The organism is Winslowiella sp. 2C04 (assembly GCF_050037805.1).
GTDB classification, from domain to species: Bacteria; Pseudomonadota; Gammaproteobacteria; order Enterobacterales; family Enterobacteriaceae; genus Erwinia; species Erwinia toletana_A.
Window position 1 is genome coordinate 612,245 of record NZ_CP188300.1, and the last position, 17,392, is coordinate 629,636.

The 17,392-nt window shown below is 54.3% G+C and carries 12 protein-coding genes; 4 read left to right on the forward strand and 8 right to left on the reverse strand.

Translation table 11 applies throughout. From position 1 onward, the window contains the following. Positions 1–18: 18 nt before the first annotated feature. The 3 genes from ACP3TC_RS02730 to yqhD form a co-directional block, all read right to left on the reverse strand. On the reverse strand, positions 19–6,045 hold the full coding sequence (locus tag ACP3TC_RS02730; protein ID WP_426817472.1) for a hypothetical protein: 6,027 nt from the start codon (positions 6,043–6,045) through the stop codon (positions 19–21). Positions 6,046–6,263: 218 nt separating this feature from the next. Next, positions 6,264–7,088 carry a 2,5-didehydrogluconate reductase DkgA gene (gene dkgA, locus ACP3TC_RS02735; protein ID WP_313853757.1) on the reverse strand — a complete coding sequence of 275 codons (825 nt, stop codon included), beginning with the start codon at positions 7,086–7,088 and terminating at the stop codon, positions 6,264–6,266. Between the two features lie 83 nt (positions 7,089–7,171). After that, a complete protein-coding gene (gene yqhD, locus ACP3TC_RS02740; RefSeq protein ID WP_313857807.1) occupies positions 7,172–8,329 on the reverse strand; it encodes an alcohol dehydrogenase in 1,158 nt (385 codons plus the stop codon). A gap of 177 nt (positions 8,330–8,506) precedes the next feature. Here yqhD and ACP3TC_RS02745 point away from each other — a divergent pair, with 177 nt between their 5' ends. Beyond that, the gene (locus tag ACP3TC_RS02745; RefSeq protein WP_313853756.1) at positions 8,507–9,397 is read left to right on the forward strand and encodes an AraC family transcriptional regulator; all 891 of its coding nucleotides are present in this window, start codon (positions 8,507–8,509) and stop codon (positions 9,395–9,397) included. 28 nt (positions 9,398–9,425) lie between these two features. Here the strand turns inward: ACP3TC_RS02745 and ACP3TC_RS02750 are convergent, their stop codons facing one another. From ACP3TC_RS02750 to ACP3TC_RS02770, 5 genes are all read right to left on the reverse strand, one after another. After that, entirely contained in the window at positions 9,426–10,091 is a 666-nt protein-coding gene (locus ACP3TC_RS02750; protein WP_313853755.1) for a DedA family protein, read from the reverse strand. A 126-nt stretch (positions 10,092–10,217) separates the two neighbouring features. After that, on the reverse strand, positions 10,218–11,408 hold the full coding sequence (metC, locus tag ACP3TC_RS02755; RefSeq protein ID WP_313853754.1) for a cystathionine beta-lyase: 1,191 nt from the start codon (positions 11,406–11,408) through the stop codon (positions 10,218–10,220). A 118-nt stretch (positions 11,409–11,526) separates the two neighbouring features. Further along, the gene (locus ACP3TC_RS02760) at positions 11,527–12,819 is read right to left on the reverse strand and encodes a TRAP transporter large permease (protein WP_313853752.1); all 1,293 of its coding nucleotides are present in this window, start codon (positions 12,817–12,819) and stop codon (positions 11,527–11,529) included. A gap of 9 nt (positions 12,820–12,828) precedes the next feature. Further along, positions 12,829–13,335: a TRAP transporter small permease gene (locus ACP3TC_RS02765; RefSeq protein WP_313853751.1), complete on the reverse strand. Its 507-nt coding sequence runs from the start codon at positions 13,333–13,335 to the stop codon at positions 12,829–12,831. A 13-nt stretch (positions 13,336–13,348) separates the two neighbouring features. Then, a complete protein-coding gene (locus ACP3TC_RS02770; RefSeq protein ID WP_313853750.1) occupies positions 13,349–14,317 on the reverse strand; it encodes a TRAP transporter substrate-binding protein in 969 nt (322 codons plus the stop codon). 306 nt (positions 14,318–14,623) lie between these two features. Between ACP3TC_RS02770 and exbB the strand changes: the two genes are divergently transcribed. The 3 genes from exbB to ACP3TC_RS02785 all read left to right on the forward strand — a co-directional run bounded on the left by exbB (position 14,624) and on the right by ACP3TC_RS02785 (position 17,390). Next, positions 14,624–15,358, forward strand: a complete 735-nt coding sequence (gene exbB / locus ACP3TC_RS02775) for a tol-pal system-associated acyl-CoA thioesterase (RefSeq protein WP_313857805.1) — start codon at positions 14,624–14,626, stop codon at positions 15,356–15,358. A gap of 5 nt (positions 15,359–15,363) precedes the next feature. Then, on the forward strand, positions 15,364–15,786 hold the full coding sequence (gene exbD, locus ACP3TC_RS02780) for a TonB system transport protein ExbD (RefSeq protein ID WP_313853748.1): 423 nt from the start codon (positions 15,364–15,366) through the stop codon (positions 15,784–15,786). A 287-nt stretch (positions 15,787–16,073) separates the two neighbouring features. Next, positions 16,074–17,390, forward strand: coding sequence for an MFS transporter (locus tag ACP3TC_RS02785; RefSeq protein ID WP_313853747.1), 1,317 nt, complete (start codon positions 16,074–16,076; stop codon positions 17,388–17,390). The last annotated feature ends 2 nt before the right edge of the window (positions 17,391–17,392 follow it).

The following is a 17,392-nucleotide window of genomic DNA, read 5'->3' on the forward strand; positions in this document are numbered from 1 at the left end:
CCTTTACTGCCGCCGTGGCTAACTGGAGCGAAAGTGAGAAAGATAGCGGCGTTTAACCGGCAGTTTTCGTGCTTCCAGCTCCACTTTGAGCCTGGCAACATCAACCATTTGCAGATAGCGCGGGCTATGGGCAAGAAACTCGTTGGCCGCGATATCGCGTAAGCGCTTGAAGTCAAAATTGTTGTGGCCTCCTTCGCTTAAGCCGCGACTGACGGCCTGATACAGGCAGTTGCCATCCGGCGCAATCGGAATAATCCGCCCCGGTGCTGTTTCAACATCGTAATGCCCCATGCCTGATAGTTCGCGATACCTCAGTCCGACGTGTGTCTCTCCCGGCTGAGGCTGATAGCCTCCCGTGATAAAGTGTTCGTCCTGCCCCTGACGATAAATATGGGTCACTTCGTCCCGCTTAACGGTCAGCACTGTACCGGACGGCAGCTGTGCCGAATTTATCAGCAATACCGCCGCCTGTTCCCCCAGTTCAGAGTGCCAGGCACCCGGCGCGCGCAGCATCGAGTCGGCCATTCTGACAAGATCTTCAGGGCTGAAAGTGATCTCCGGAGATGTCGCAATCTGCCTGATCTGCTCTGCCGGTTCAGCTTTTACCTCAGTCCCGGCCTTCTGAAATTCATCGCCATAATTGATAAAGTACTCCTCACCCGGCATCACGTCCCGGGTGGTGACCAGCATGGTAAGGTTTTTACCGAAACGTACGGCGGTAACGTTATTGCTGGCAATGGCGGGATTGTTACCCAACTGGCCGGTATTGATATTTTTGCTGATATTCCCGCTTGCCAGGCCGCTGACGGTACGCGTGATGGCATTGGTGCCAAAAAGGTAGGCTGAGGTGCGATCTGCCCCCTGTTTCCTGCGCTCGTTCTGCAGCGATCTGACAGAAGCATGATAGATGCCAGCATAGGGTGCCAGCAGAGTCAGTGACGGAACGATCTGCTTGCTGCCGTTAAATACGCCATTGCCCAGCGAAATAATCTCGCCGTTCACCTCATGGCAGGTTGGCGCGGTCATCATGCGGTCACCGGCGGTAATATCCAGCGTAGTTTCGTGCTCCACCGCGTGGCGAAAGGCTTCGGACAGCTTCGTTTTTGCTGCTTTCCTCTCCTTTGAGGGCATACCGGCAAAGATACTATTCAGCTCACCCCAGTTGGTGGTATTGATCTCACTGGCCGACGCTTTGCCTTCGGCCTGAAGCGTCAGGCTGCGGGAAGGATCGTCCGGATCGCGCAGGATAGGGAAATCATTGCGGATGCTATCCTGTTGAGTCGGCTGTGGGATATCGAGCTGCTCCCGGTTAAGCGTCATACCTTGATCATCCAGCGTGATTTGCCAGATATTCTCGCGCTGGAGGCTGGCTGGCTGAGGCAACTCAGTTTTTATTGCCACCACTGGCGTCTCTGTTCCAGGCGATTGAGAGGCAGTCGTCTCAGTGACGAGAGATTTGGCGCGTAAGATCAGGGATTTTGCTGGTCGTCTGGCGTGGTGTCGCTCAAGAATTCTTATCCCTTTGGGTTTCAGTCCGTTTTTATCAACCAGCCGGGAAAAATAGCTGTATCTTAAATTATGCTTCAAAGCGTACTCTTTTACCCCCAGATTTTTAAGCTCCTCGGTGATATTGGACCACGCCTCAAGATGCGGAAAATAGTTCATCGGGCCGGGAAGCGTTTTATTCATCACCGCGTATCCATCCACTGTCAGCCCGGAATCATTGGCCAGCTTTGCCCAGGTAAACCGGTTGATGCCATTTCTCAACGCATAGTTTTTTGCCCCTGCTTTGATTAATTCGTTTTCTGCGGTTATCTTCTGCCATTGTCGGCAGTGATAAGATATAAATGATTGATGATCCTGAATTTCGCTGGATGATTGCGATGCAGAGATGCTGTCAGTTGCAGGGCTGCAGGAGAACATATTGTCCGAATGGGGTGTTGTCGTCTCTGCAGAAGATGTTGATACAGTGGTCGGCGACAGATCTGATTGCTGGAAAAGAATGGCTCTCGCCTCATCGGCAAAGGCTCCGGATAGCAACCGTTCCACGCCCTTATTCGACAGGCCGTTTCTGTTGGCAAGAAACGAAAAGGTTTTATGATGAAGCCCATGCTGATCTGCATAGTTTCTCACGGCATCGTCGGCGTTTTTCTCAGCATCCGGCAACTTAAGCCAGCCGAGCAGATGAATATCGTAATCTTTTCTGCTTCTGTCGGTCTGGGTCAGCCTGCTAAGGCCCTCATCGGTTAATCCGGTGTCGGTGGCCAGCGCTAACCAGTGCATACCAAGATTGTTAAGTTTAGCGTAGCCTCTTGCGCCGCCAACCCTGGCTCTGAACTCGGGCGTTCTGGAGATCCATATCTGGCACTGAAAGCTGTAATCAATTTTTCCTCCACTCGCCAGAGTAGCCATCATTTTTTCGCGCCCTTTTTCAGTCAGGCCCTGATCGGTAGCGTAGCTTGACCAGTATCGATGCGTCAGACGACGCACATCCCCGTAACCGCGTACGCCGCCCGCTTGCTGTTTTTCTTCCGCAGACATCCGATCCCAGATTATACAGTGATGACCATAATCGCTAATCGCGGGAGAGTTGTGTGCAGACATTCTGATTCTTCCTTCCGCAGTTAATCCGCTGTCGTCAGCCAGCCTGAGCCAGCAGTCGACGCTTAACTGATTATCGACGGCATATTTCACCACTCCCCCGGCCAACTGACGTGCCTGCTGCTGCATGCCATGCCAGATCTCACAGTGCCTGCCGTAGCTGGTATGATTCGCACCGATATAGCTGATTAACCGCAGTTGGCCCATGTTTGACAGCCCATCTTCGTTGACCAGCCTTTTCCAGGTCGACAGATTCAATTTATGCGAATGGGCATAATTTCTGGCACCACCGGCAGCGGCTTTTTCCTCTACCGACATTTTGTCCCAGCAAACCAGGTGGTCGTAATAGCCGATTCTGCGCGAGTTAACCGGCACCGGCACCAGCCTGTCTCTGCCTGGCTGTTGCAGCCCGCGGCGGCCGACCATTCTTTCCCAGGTCGACACGGTTATTTCGTTCGCACTGGCATAACCTTGAGGACCGCCCCACATCTCCCGTTGCTCCTGGCTCATCGACTTCCAGTTGCCCAGATGGAGAATATAGTCAGTTTTCTTTATGGCCGCTGACGCCGCCACCAGCGCTTCGCCCTCGTCGCGTAATCGATCGTCACAAGCCAGATGCTGCCAGAAGCGGGCATCAATGTTGACGGTTTTGCCATAGCCCTGTGCACCACCAAAGTTATCCCGCTGTGCCTGGCCCATGTTTCGCCAGATTCTGCAGTGGTCGGCAAGGCTGAGCCCGGCGGGCTGTTGCGGATTAATACCAGAGGTACTGGCGACAGGCTCTGTGGCGCGCGTCACTTTGGCTTTAGGCAGCAGCGGCGGCGAGCCCTGACGTTTAACCATATAGAGGGATATATCCTGCCAGGTTGAGATGATCTGGCTGAGATCCGGCTGCGATATGCTGTGAACGGTATTGATATTATTGGCATAACGAATGGCCTGGCTGAGCTGCGCCAGCGTCACTGCACCGCCGAAGGTGGCATCGGTGTTTTCAGTGGCCTCAGCCGGGGGCTCCAGCTCAGAAAACAGCGACGCGAAGGCGTTCTGTAGCGGGAGTGGCAGTTGATCCAGCCGCCGCTCCCGGCCGAGGTTGGCCACGCACTGCTCCAGTTGCATCAGCGCTGCCGCCTGATCCTGCTGGCGTCTGCGTCCGGCATCAGCGGCGGTGATGTTGCCGTGCAGCTGATGTAGCTGGCTCAGCAGCTGATTTTCAACTGGTGACATTGGCCGCAGGTTATCCGTCAGCGGTGTGTCGGGCGGGTTTCTGCGGCCAAAAATCTCGGAAACCCGCAGGCAGGGTTGATAGCTGATCGAGCCTTCAGTACTGTCGCTGCTGTCTGAGTCCGGGGCATGAGCGGTGGCTGACGTCAGCGGACTGGCAGGGCGAAAAGGAGCCGCATGAGGCGGTGAGCTCTTACTGGTGCCCAGCCCGAACGCAGGCCGGGCGTCACTGTTCGCTCCGTCGGGAAGCAGTATCGGATTCAGCGCATAGTGTTCCCACTGGCGTTGCAGCTCCTGTCTGACGTCAAACACCGCTATCCGCAGCGGCAAATCATCACTTTTTTCACGATATCCGGCGATCCTGACCTGGCGATCTTCGTCGGTTACGATCACCTTGCGCAGCGCGTGCCCCTGCTTAACCGGAGCCTGCGCGAAAGGCGTGGTTTTATGCGCGGTCTCACCGCCTTTGATGGCCCCCATGGTACGAAACAGCAGATTGCACACCGCATAGTCGCCGGTTTTGCGCGCCTCAATCAGGTCTTTGCGCCGGACCCTGACGACAAACGACGGCGCTTTGTTAATGCGCGTTTCATCGCGGGTAATGTGGCTGTTGACCCCGTTGACCTCCTTCAGCGTCACGATGCGTTGTTTCCGGGTGCTTTCTACCTGGCAAACGATCTCCACTTCCTCGTTCAGCCACTCCTGCTCACGGCCTATGCTGTCCAGCCGATCCTCGCGCTGATCTGTCCAGGCCTGGCCCTTCAGCTCCCTCTGCTGCTGATAGAACCGGTAGTCGGCCTGCTGCTGCGCGTTTCGTTCCGCATCCTGCTGCGCCTTTAGTTTGTCGCCGTACAGCATCTGAAACTGGCTGTCGGCGGTAAAGTTGGCCAGCGCTTCGCGCAAATTCACCCAGTTACGCTGTTTTTTCATTTTCTGCTCAAGCTGCAGATTGAGGGCGGTCAGGCTGAAATTCAGGCGGCTGAAGAATTCCGGATCGTTGACCAGCTGCAGGCAGCGTTGCGCTGCGCGATAGAGCTGGCCGTCGGCCAGTACTTCCTGCAAATGGCGGCGGGCGTCGGAGTCCAGTGCGGTGCAGAAGGTGAAGCACTCCAGCAGGGCGGGCAGCAGCGACTGGTCATGCGGCGTTGCGGCGAGCGTGCTGACAATGCGGTAGCCGGGCAGATGTTCGCCGAGCGCACGGACTAATGCCGTGCGGGCCTCGCGGCTGGTTTCCAGTAGCGCCAGCCACCTGAGCGGCGTCAGCTTTTTTGCGCCTGAGGCGGTGGTTTTCTGGCGTGCAGAGTCCCACGTCAGCTTCAGCGCGTGTAGCTGGCGGACGGCGTCGCCGGACAGCAGGCGGCTGATGTCGGCGCTCAGCCGTGCGGTGGTGTACCCTTCGCCGGTGACGCCGGGCGCGCTGGCCGGCTGTGCGGCAAACAGCCTTTGCATAATCATCTGGCTGACGGCCTGCTGCAGGCGTGGGATTCCGGTGGTTCGCAGCGCGAGGTGCAGGGACGTTTGTCTGCTCCGGATAAAGCTCCTCAGCCGCCCGGCCAACTCACGCTCGTCCGTTCCGATGCCCTCATGGCGGCCCTGTTCGATGCTCTCAAGCCGGGTGGTCAGCGACCGCAGATTATCCAGCGTACTTTCGCTGCTGCGGATAGCCTGGGCCAGCGCGAGGTCGCGGTTTAAAGCAGACAGCGCCAGTGGGTTCTGGTCACTGAACGGCTGAGAGACACATCCATCGGCCAGCCCCCGGAAGCGGTGCTGAATCAGCTCCAGATCGGCGCGAAAAGCGGCGGTGATGGGATTGGCGCGGTCGGCCAACAGCCTGACGGCGAGGCTGAACATCTGGCGGGCAAAAACCAGCGGGGCGGACGCGCCGTCAGCTGGCACCGGCGATGCTATCCCGGCAGACGCCAGCGCCAGCGCGGCATCAGGCAGGCTGAGCGGGGTACCGGCGAGGGCGGGCAGCGGCAGCGGGGTAAAATGGACGGCGGTGACCGAAGCGGACGGATTGTCAGCCGGTAAAGACAAAGCATCCGGCCGCGGATATTGCCGGTCAGGCTGCGCTGCGCAAGCCTGATCGGCGGTAGCGCTGAAATAGGCGCTGTTGGTTATCTGGCGGACATTCTGCGCCAGGCCCGCTGTATGGCTGAAGGGAACCACAGCAGGTGCAAGCTGGGTGCTGTTGCTGATACGGGCAATAGCATTGTTTTCCATACGCGCGCCAGCTCCGGCTGCTAAATCCGTGAATGATGTCTGCAATAATTTCGGAGGGTAGCAAATGTAGACGTAAGTACAATTGCTGTTACTGTTAATACGGCGATATGGTCTTTTTTTGCGAACGGGAAAGGCGACGATTACCTGGCAGGAAGAATGGCTGTGGATGCCAGAGGCGGCGGGAATGCCGCCTCTGTGAAGCTTGTGTTATCCTGAAATCAGTTCAGCTCGTCGGGATTTGGCCCTAAACGATTACCCTGATCCAGTTTGGCAATTTCAGAGATCTCTGGTTTTTCCAGGCGGAAATCAAACACCTTAAAGTTCTCTTCAATACGTGCCGGCGTTACCGATTTAGGAATCACCACCAGTCCGCTGTCAAGGTGCCAGCGAATCACAATCTGCGCGGCAGTTTTACCGTATTTCTTCGCCAGCTTTTTAATGATTTCCTGATCGAATACGCCTTTACCGCCCTGGGCCAGTGGGCTCCAGGATTCAGTCTGAATTTGATGCAGGGCATTCCAGGCGTGTAATTCGCGCTGTTGCAGCATTGGGTGCAGTTCAATCTGATTCACAACTGGCGTAACGCCGGTTTCATCAATCAGGCGTTTCAGGTGCGGCTGATTAAAGTTACAGACACCAATACTTTTGGTCAGCCCTTGCTTTTGCAGCTCGATCATGGCTTTCCAGGCGTCGACATAATTGTCATTATCCGGACAAGGCCAGTGCATCAGATAGAGATCTACACTCTCCAGCTGCAGTTTTTTCAGGCTGGTTTCAATCGCTTTATCGGCATTCAGCTGATCGTCATTCCACAGTTTCGTGGTAATAAAGATCTCGTCGCGTGCGACGTCAGTCTCCTGTAATGCCTGCCCGATAGCTTCTTCATTCTTGTAGATAGCCGCGGTATCAATGGAACGATAGCCGACGTCCAGTGCCTTCAGCGCGGCATTGCGCGCATCCTCAATGCTGGCCTGCCAGACGCCGAGTCCGAGTTGCGGCATCATATTGCCATCACGCAGCTTAATTATCGGTTGATCTACCATAACATCTCCTTTCTGGCGAGTTAGCCGGTGCCAGCGGCACCGGTTTTTAACAGTAGAGTCTAGTCAATAAATGGCATTAATGATTAACGCGCGTCTTCGAAGATCTGACGACTGACCTCAAGCGTAATGTCTTTGTGCTCACCCAGTTGTGTCAGTCCTTTCTCTTCGAGCTTCGCCAGCAGGGCCGGAATGGAACTGCCATCCAGTTGATAATCCTTCATACGGGTCGGAATACCCATGGCTTCGAAGAACTCACGAGTGGCGGTAATTGCCAGGTCAATGCGCTGCTCTTCATTGCCTTCTTTAAAGCCCCAGACGCGTTCAGCATATTGCAGCAGCTTGCCACGTTTTTGCTCACGCTTGATGTTCATCAGTGATGGCAATACGATAGCCAGCGTTTGCGCGTGGTCGATGCCGTGCATCGCGGTCAGTTCATGGCCGAGCATGTGGGTGGCCCAGTCCTGCGGGACGCCAGCACCAATCAGGCCGTTCAGCGCCATGGTGGCACTCCACATCACATTGGCACGAACCGCATAGTTTTCGGGTTCTTTCAGCGCTTTTGGACCCTCTTCAATCAACGTAAGTAGCAGGCCTTCGGCAAAGCGATCCTGCACTTTGGCATCAACCGGATAAGTCAGATACTGCTCAATGGTATGAACAAAAGCATCGACCACGCCGTTAGCAATCTGACGTTCTGGCAGGGTGTAGGTGTACACCGGGTCCAGTACGGCAAACAGCGGCTGTACGAACGGAGAGCTGAAAGCCTGCTTGTCGCCAGTGGCGCGACGGGTAATCACCGCACCGCTGTTGGATTCTGAACCGGTAGCAGGCAGCGTCAGCACTGATCCCATCGGCAGCGCCTGTTGGATATCAGCCCCACGTGTTTTCAGAATGTTCCAGGGTTCTTCGCCGTAGAACGCCGCGGCGGCAATAAACTTGGTGCCATCCAGCACCGAACCGCCGCCAACTGCCAGCAGAAAATCGATTTTTTGCGCTTTAACCACTTCAACGGCTTTCATCAGCGTTTCATAAGATGGGTTCGGCTCAATACCGCCGAACTCCTGCACGTCGAAATCTTTCAGCGCGCTGTAGACCTGATCCATTACGCCGGTTTTTTTAACGCTGCCGCCGCCAAAGGTAATCAGTACTTTGCTGCCGACAGGAATTTCTTTGCTTAAATGTGCAATCTGGCCCTGACCGAAAAGGATGCGGGTTGGGGTATGAAGAGTAAAGTTGTTCATCATTATTCGCCTTATATAGGGGTTATCTGGTGTAACGTGATAACTATTGTCGGGATTCAGCGCTGAACTCACAATGCTCAATTCTGCCTTAATCTTGCCTGTTTCTACAATTCACTGGAGAATTGCGCAGTGGCAGTGCACTATTCCTCGCATTAAAAAGTTACAGAGAATGAGATTATGGATCGTGACGCAATTTGTCGCCGTCTGGCGCAGCAGGTGGTGACGTTAATGACCGATGGCAAAGCCTCACTGGCCTCGGTGCCGGATATCAAGCTACTCTACGCCAATGCCCCCTGTGCGCGGACGCCAGTGATGTATAAGCCCGGCATCATCATCTTATTTCAGGGGCAAAAGACCGGTTATCTTGGCACCAGCGTGTTTCATTATGATGCCAGCCAGTATCTGATGCTGACGGTGCCGTTGCCGTTTGAGTGCGAGACTTTCGCTACTGCCGAAGCGCCGCTGGCGGGAATCTCACTCAGTGTCGATAGCCTGACATTGCAGGATCTGCTAATCGATATTGGCGATGACGATAGTTTTCAGCCGCAGCCGCAAACGCGCGGTATTCAGTCGTCGTTACTGACCGAAGAGATGCTGTGCGCCTGTGAGCGGCTGTTGGATGTGATGTCCAATCCACGTGATGCGCGGGTGCTTGGGCGGCAAATTGTGCGCGAAATTCTCTATCACGTACTGCTGGGGCCGTGTGGTGGCGCACTGCTGGCGCTGATTAGTCGTCAGACGCAGTTCAGCCAGATTGTCCGTTCACTGCGCCGAATTGAACATCATTACACCGAGAATCTCAGTGTCGATCTGCTGGCGGCTGAGGTGAATATGAGCGTGTCAGCTTTTCACCATAACTTTAAGGCGGTTACCAGTACTTCGCCGTTACAGTACCTGAAAAGCTACCGACTGCATCAGGCGCGTATGATGATGCTACACGACGGCCTGAAGGCCAGTGTGGCGGCAATGAAAGTGGGCTACGAGAGTGCCTCTCAGTTTTCACGCGAGTTTAAGCGCTTTTTTGGTGTGACGCCGGGAGAGGAAATTTCAAGAATGCGCGCCTCCTGAAGAGGCGTCGGCGAGCGGGCTGAATTGCTCAGGCCCGCTGTTTTTTATGTTTATGTTTCCAGATCATCACAATGCTGCCAATCAGACCGATAAACAGCAGGGCCACAGGCAGAATGATCAGGATCGCCATCACCTGGTCTTCATGGCGTTTAATAAATGGCACCTGGCTGATGCCATAGCCGAAAGCCACCACAATTGTGACCCACAGCAAGCCGCTCAGCCAGTTAAAAAACTGAAAGCGACCGTTTTTCAGGCCAGAAATCCCCGCCATGGTTGGCAGCAGCGTACGCACAAAGGCGAGAAAGCGGCCTACCAGCAGCGCCAGCAATCCGTGACGGTTAAACATATGCCAGGCGCGCTGGTGATATTGCGCCGGCAGATGCATCAGCCAGCTTTTCACCAGTTGAGTATTTCCCAGCCAGCGGCCTTGCAAATAACTTAACCAGCAGCCCAGACTGGCGGCGGTGGTCAGAATCACCATGGTCGGCACAAAGTCCATTACCCCTTTCGCTACCATGGCACCGGCCAGCAATAACAGGCTGTCACCGGGTAAAAATGAGGCAGGTAATAAACCATTTTCAAGAAACAGGGTAATAAACATCACCCCATAAACAATCCAGACAACATCCGGATTGGCCAGCGCAGCAAAGTCCTGATGCCAGAGCGCCTGCACAATCTCATGTAAAACACCCATGTTTTATCCTGTTAACTACGGCTACTTAGTTTATTGTAGCCGCAAAAGGCAAGCGGCATCTTGATCTGTGGCGCGAAGATACCGGATTGTTGAATCTTGATTAAGATTTCTCTCGCCAGACAGTCATTATTCGCTAATACGCTTAAATCCGGCGGCCAGATCGTCGAGCAAATCCTCAACGTTTTCCAGTCCAATATGCAAGCGTACCAGTGTACCGCTAAAGTCAACGCCAGCGACAGGGCGGATTTCTGCCAGCTCTTCCGGCTGATTCGCCAGAATCAGTGATTCATAGCCGCCCCAGGAGTAGGCCATACTGAAATGCTCGAAATGATCGAGATAGTCTGCCAGCTGCTGCGGCGTTAACTTTTGCTTTAACACAAAAGAGAACAGTCCGCTGCTGCCGCTGAAATCACGTTTCCAGAACTGATGGCCTTTGCATTGCGGCAGCGCCGGATGGTTCACCACCGCCACTTCCGGGCGTTCAGCCAGCCAGTTGGCGATGCGGATACTGCTCTCTTCATGCTGACGCAGGCGGACCGCCAGCGTACGCAAGCCCCGGCTGGTCATATAGGCGGTGTCGGCATCGACCATCTGACCCATCAGATAGGAGTTCTCCCGCAGCTGCGGCCAGCAGCGCTCATTAGCCACCGCCGTGCCAATCATCGCGTCGGAGTGACCAATCAGATATTTGGTGCCTGCCTGAATCGAAATATCGACGCCGAAATCAAGCGCACGAAACAGTATTCCGGCTCCCCAGGTATTATCCAGCATGATAATCGCCTCGGGCGCTTTGCTGCGCACCGCGGCGACAATCGCCGGAACATCCTGCACTTCCATGGTGATCGAGCCGGGCGACTCGAGAAACACCACTTTGGTATTCGGCTGTACCAGTTCGGCAATTTCAGCACCGATACTGTGATCAAACCAGCGGGTCGAGACATTCATTTTGCTGAGGATTTTGGTACAGAAGTCCTGCGTCGGTTCATACACCGAGCCGCTCATCAGCACGTTATCACCTGCCGCGACAAACGCCAGAATGGCGTTTGCCACCGCAGCTGCGCCGCAAGGATAGAGCGCACAGCCTGCGCCACCTTCCAGCTCGGTCATCGCTTCCTGTAGTGAGAAGTGCGTCAGCGTACCGCGTCGGCCATAAAACAGTTCTCCGCTGGCTCGTCCGGCGGTGGCGCGCTTTTTATCCGCAACGGTATCGAAAACCAGTGAAGAGGCGCGCTGAATTACGCTGTTTACGGAACCCTGAGTGAATTTTTTAGCCCGACCGGCAGCGATCAAGGTGGTTTCAATTTTCTTCGTCGTCATACCCAACGCGTCCTGCTAACCCCATAAGATAAATAACAACTTAACATGATTAGCCCGGCGGGTTTATAACGAAAACAGATAATCACCGTGCGCCCGGGCGAGATGCCCGGGCGACAGTCTATTCTCCCATCACGCCAACCAGTCGCGGTAGCCACAGTGAGATGGCCGGAATGTAAGTGATCATCATCAGGACCAAAAACAGTGCGCCATAGAATGGCAGCATGGCACGCACCACCTGCTCTATTTTTTGCTTGCTCACCGCACTGGCAACAAACAGCACGGAACCTACCGGTGGGGTAATCAGACCGATGCCGAGGTTGACCATCATTATCATGCCGAAATGGACCGGATCGATGCCGAGCGCATTGGTCACCGGCAGCAGTACCGGAGTTAAGATCAGAATGATCGGTGCCATATCCATCAGGGTGCCGATCAGCAGCAGCATGATATTGATGCACATCAGAATGACATACTTGTTGTCAGAGATGCCGGTGAAGAAACTGGTGATACGATCCGGCAGCTGCATCCAGGTCATTACCGCACCAAACGAGGCGGCAAAGCCGATCAGAATCATGACGATAGTGACGGTCTTTACCGTGCGGCACATCAGTTTCGGCAGCTCACGCCATTTGTAGTCACGATAGATAAACATGGTGACGAAAAACGCCCAGAGACAGGCGATTGACGCCGATTCGGTGGCGGTAAATACCCCGGTAAGAATTCCGCCGAGGATAATCACTACCGTCATCAGCCCCCACAGCGCATCGAGCAGAATTTTCAGCGCCTGCTTAAAAGGAACGCGTTCACCCTTCGGGTAAGAGCGTTTGTGCGCAAAGGCGATGCACATCACCATCAGCGTCAAGCCGAGCAGCAGGCCGGGCAGCACTCCGGCGATAAACAGCGCGGCGATCGACACCGTGCCGCCTGCCGCCAGCGAATAAATCACCGAGTTATGGCTGGGTGGAATCAGGATCGCCTGCACCGATCCACTGGCGGTAACCGCAGCGGCATAGTCGCGCGGGTAGCCCTTCTTATCCATCTCCGGGATCATTACCGAACCGATCGAGGCGGTATCTGCCACCGACGATCCGGATATGGCGCCAAAAAAGGTTGAGGCGACGATATTCACCAGCGATAAGCCGCCGCGAATAAAACCGACAAAGACATAGGCGAAATTGACCAGTCGTCGGGCAATACCGCCCTCGGCCATAATTGCGCCAGCGAGTATGAAAAACGGGATCGCCAGCAGCGAAAACTTATTCACCCCGTTGGTCATTTGAATCATCAGCGCTTCCAACGGCAGATCGATCCACCAGGCGCCAACCAGCGCGCTTAATCCCACCGCATAGGCCACCGGCATGCCTACCGCCAGCAGCACGCCCAACGTCAACAGCAATACTAATGCGTCCATGATGACCCCTCAGGTGTTACCCATAATCACAACCGGGCGATTTTCTTGCGAACCAAATGCCAGCCGTTCCAGCACAAACATCAGCGTCAGCGCAGCACCAATCGGCACCGGCAAATAGCTGTGTCCGGCGGTTATCATCGGAAATTCGGCGATGGGCTGATACCACAGCTGTATACAAAGCTGAGCGCTGTACCAGAGAATAAAGCCGCAGATCACCAGCATCAGCAGATCGGCAATGCGTGAGGCCAGCAGGCGTAAACCCTCAGGTAAGCGATCGGTCAGCATTGAAACCGCGATATGAGAACCGGCACGGTAGCTGACTGCTGCGCCGACAAAGGTGAAGGTCACCATGCACATAATCGCCAGCGGCTCCGGCCATGAGGAGCCATCATTCATTACGTAGCGCATAAAGATGGCGAAGGGGACGACCAACGTCATCACCAGCAGTGCAATGCCGGAGACCACCATTCCTGCCAGGTAGAGCCAGTCCATCAGGTTATGACATTTATTCGTCATGGTCGGCTCCTGATTATTGAACGTCGGCAATCGCTTGCATCAGTTGCTGATGCTGAGCGGCATATTTATCGCGAATCGGTTTGGTGGCTTCGATCCAGGCGGTTTTGTCGATGTCATGAAACTTAACGCCGCCTGCTGTCATCTTATCGATCGACTGCTGATTGTAGGTTGCCCACAGCTGACGCTGCTCAGCCTGCGCTTCTTTTGCCAGTTTGGTAATCAGCTGCTGATCCTCTTTACTCAGTTTGTCCCACTTCACCTTTGAGTAGAGAAACAGCTCAGGAATAATAAAGTGGCCGCTGAGGGTGTAATTTTTCACCACCGGCAGGTAGTTATGGGCGATAAAGGTAGGGGGATTATTCTCCGTGCCATCGATGACGCCGGTTTGCATGCCGCTGAATACCTCACTGACGCCCATTGGCACCGCATTGGCACCCATTGCTTTCAGCGTATTGATCGCCACCGGGCTGCCCTGCACGCGGATTTTCATCCCGTGTAGCTCTTCCGGCGTCAGCACCGGCTGCTTGGTGATCAAATTGCGCGTGCCGCCATCCATCCAGCCGAGAAACACCAGGCGGGAGTTGGCGCTGCCGGTAATTTTATCGCCGATCTGCTGGCCGATTTCTCCATCCAGTACCTTGTGCAGATGATCCTCATCGCGGAACACATATGGCAGGGTAAAGACTTCGATTTCCGGCAGAATGGCCGCTACCGGAGCCATCGAAACGCGGATCATATCGATGGCTCCCAGTTGAGCCTGCTCGATCATCTGTTTCTCATCGCCCATCACGCCGCTGGGAAACACTTTAATTTCCAGCCGATCGTCGGTGGCCGCCGCCAGCTTTTCCCCCATATGTTCCACCGCAACCACGTTCGGGTAGCCTTTTGGGTGGACATCGGCGGCACGAAGGGTGGCGGCTTGCACACAAGTCACCGCTGCACCAAGCAAACACATGCTGAGTAAAGTTCGGGTTAGGTTCATCTCAGGCTCCAGAGGTCAGGTCGTTGTTAGAATAATGTGGCTAAAAAGTAGCGTTAAAATTAACCAGTAGCGGTGAAGCGACTCACAGTTTTGTAATATTTTGAAATGACATTCGCTAATTTATAAAACATCATTTCAAAAATGTGATGTGGATGGTATCTCTTCGTTAGTCTGAGGTAGCGCAGGCTGAAATCAGCGGTGTCAAAATGTAAATAGTAATGAGAACTACTATCAATTCAGCGCTAATTTGATATGATCTGCGCTTGATTTCCGAATGTGGTTTATTGAGGTTGGAGATACAGCGTGGTGACCAGTAATTTGATGCAAACAGATCTCTCTGTTTGGGGCATGTATGCACATGCTGACATCGTAGTGAAAGCGGTAATGATTGGACTGCTGTGTGCATCCGTCATCACCTGGGCAATCTTCTTCAGTAAGAGTGTGGAACTGCTGTCAGCTAAACGCCGTCTGAAGCGTGAGCAGCAGGCACTGGCAACGGTTCGTTCACTGAACGAAGCGGTAGAAACCTGCAAAAATTTCAACGCTGGCAGCCTCAGTACTCAGCTGCTTAATGAAGCACGCAATGAGCTGGAGCTTTCTGCCGGTTCTGACGACAACGACGGTATTAAAGATCGCACCGGATTCCGTCTGGAGCGCCGCGTCGCCGCATTCAGCCGACATGCCGGGCGTGGTAACGGCTTCCTGGCAACCATCGGTGCAATTGCACCCTTCGTCGGCCTGTTCGGTACCGTTTGGGGTATCATGAACAGCTTTATCGGCATTGCGAAGACGCAGACTACCAACCTGGCAGTGGTTGCTCCGGGTATTGCTGAAGCCCTACTGGCAACGGCAATTGGTCTGGTTGCGGCGATTCCAGCGGTCGTCATCTATAACGTGTTTGCGCGTATGATTGCCAACTACAAAGCTTCACTTGGCGACGTAGCGGCACAGGTGTTGCTGTTGCAGAGCCGCGATCTCGATCTGGCAAACAGCGCTGATGCGCACCGCACGGCGGCAGCCCATAAGCTGCGGTTAGGTTAACTATCATGGCGATGCGATTAAACGAAGATCTCGACAGCAACGGTGAAATGCATGAAATCAACGTCACGCCGTTTATCGACGTGATGCTGGTTTTGCTGATCATCTTTATGGTTGCCGCTCCGCTGGCGACAGTGGATGTCCGCGTTAATCTGCCTGCTTCAACCAGTACCCCGCAACCGCGCCCGGAAAAGCCGGTTTATCTGTCGATTAAAGCAGACAAACAGCTGTTTATTGGCAACGAAGCGGTAAATACTGAGAATCTGGTCAACGTGCTTAATGCGCAGACTGAAGGGAAGAAAGACACCACTATTTTCTTCCAGGCAGATAAGAGTGTTGATTACGAGACGCTGATGGGCGTAATGGACTCCCTGCGACAGGCTGGCTATCTGAAGATTGGTTTAATGGGTATGGAAACCGTCGCTAAATAGCCTTTTGTCACGCCTGTGATTTTACGGGAGCCGTTTTCGGCTCCCGTCCAGACAGCATTTTTCGGCGCGGGTGGCGGAAGATGCCACCGCTACAGAAAAAACCTCAAGTTGCTCATTACTGCGTAAATCCCCTCAAACCCCCTCTTATCAGTACAATCTTCTGGCTAATTCCTTTTGTTAATTTTTCGTTACCAATCGGTTTACTTTGTAAACTGGAATGGTGAAGAAGGTCACATTAAAACCTGGCCTTGCAGGATAAAAACGAAGAAAAACATAAGGAAGCCTGTATGAACCCCACTGCTGCAATGTCAAGGCGGCCCAAGAGCGCTGCAAAAACCATTTTTAGCGTTACCAGCGGTAACTTTCTGGAAATGTACGATTTTATGGTGTTTGGCTATTATGCCACCGCTATTGCTAAAACCTTTTTCCCCGGTGATGACCCATTCGCTTCACTGATGCTGACGCTAATGACGTTTGGTGCCGGATTCCTGATGCGTCCGCTTGGGGCGATCATTCTTGGTGCCTATATTGATCAGTACGGTCGTCGCAAGGGCCTGCTGTTGACGCTGTGCCTGATGGCAGTGGGTACACTTACCATCGCCTGTGTGCCGGGTTACAGCACTCTGGGCGCGGCAGCGCCAATTCTGATTTTGCTGGGGCGTTTATTGCAGGGCTTTTCAGCGGGCGTTGAACTGGGCGGCGTATCAGTTTACCTGTCGGAAGTGGCTCCGAAAGGGCGCAAAGGGTTTTACGTCAGCTGGCAGTCTGGTAGCCAGCAGGTAGCGGTTATCTTCGCCGCGCTGCTGGGCTTGTTGCTGAACCATCTGCTGGATAAAGGCGAGGTTACCGAATGGGGCTGGCGTATTCCGTTTGTGGTGGGATGTATGATTGTGCCGTTCCTGTTCTGGATCCGTCGCATGCTGGAAGAAACCGAAGCATTCAGCCAGCGCAAGCATCATCCCAAAATGAGCGAAATCATGCGATCGGTTGCCAGTAACTGGGCGCTGGTGCTGGCCGGAATGCTGATGGTGGTTACCACCACGGTAATGTTCTACATGATTACCGCTTTTACCCCGACCTTCGGTAAGACCGTGCTGATGATGAGCGACAAGCAAAGTTTTCTGGTAACGCTGTTTATCGGTCTGTCGAACCTGTTCTGGCTGCCAGTAATGGGGGCGTTATCGGACCGGGTTGGGCGTCGTCCGCTGTTGATTGTGTTCAGCCTGTTAATGATCGTCACCGCCTGGCCGGTATTGCACTGGCTGGTGGGATCGCCAAGCTTTGCTCACCTGCTGGAAGCTGAACTGTGGCTGTCGTTTCTCTACGCCAGCTATAACGGTGCGATGGTGGTTTATCTGGCAGAGGTGATGCCGGCTGAAGTGCGTGCCACCGGATTTTCGATGGCCTACAGCCTGGCGACCGCGCTGTTTGGCGGCTTTACTCCGGCGATATCCAGCTACCTGATCCACGTAACCGGCGATAAGGCGATGCCTGGCGTCTGGCTGACCGTGGCGGCGCTGTGTGGGCTGGTGGGGACCCTGCTTATCAGACGCCTGTTACGCCAGTATCAGGCGCGTCATACACCGCTGCCGGTAACCGTATAACC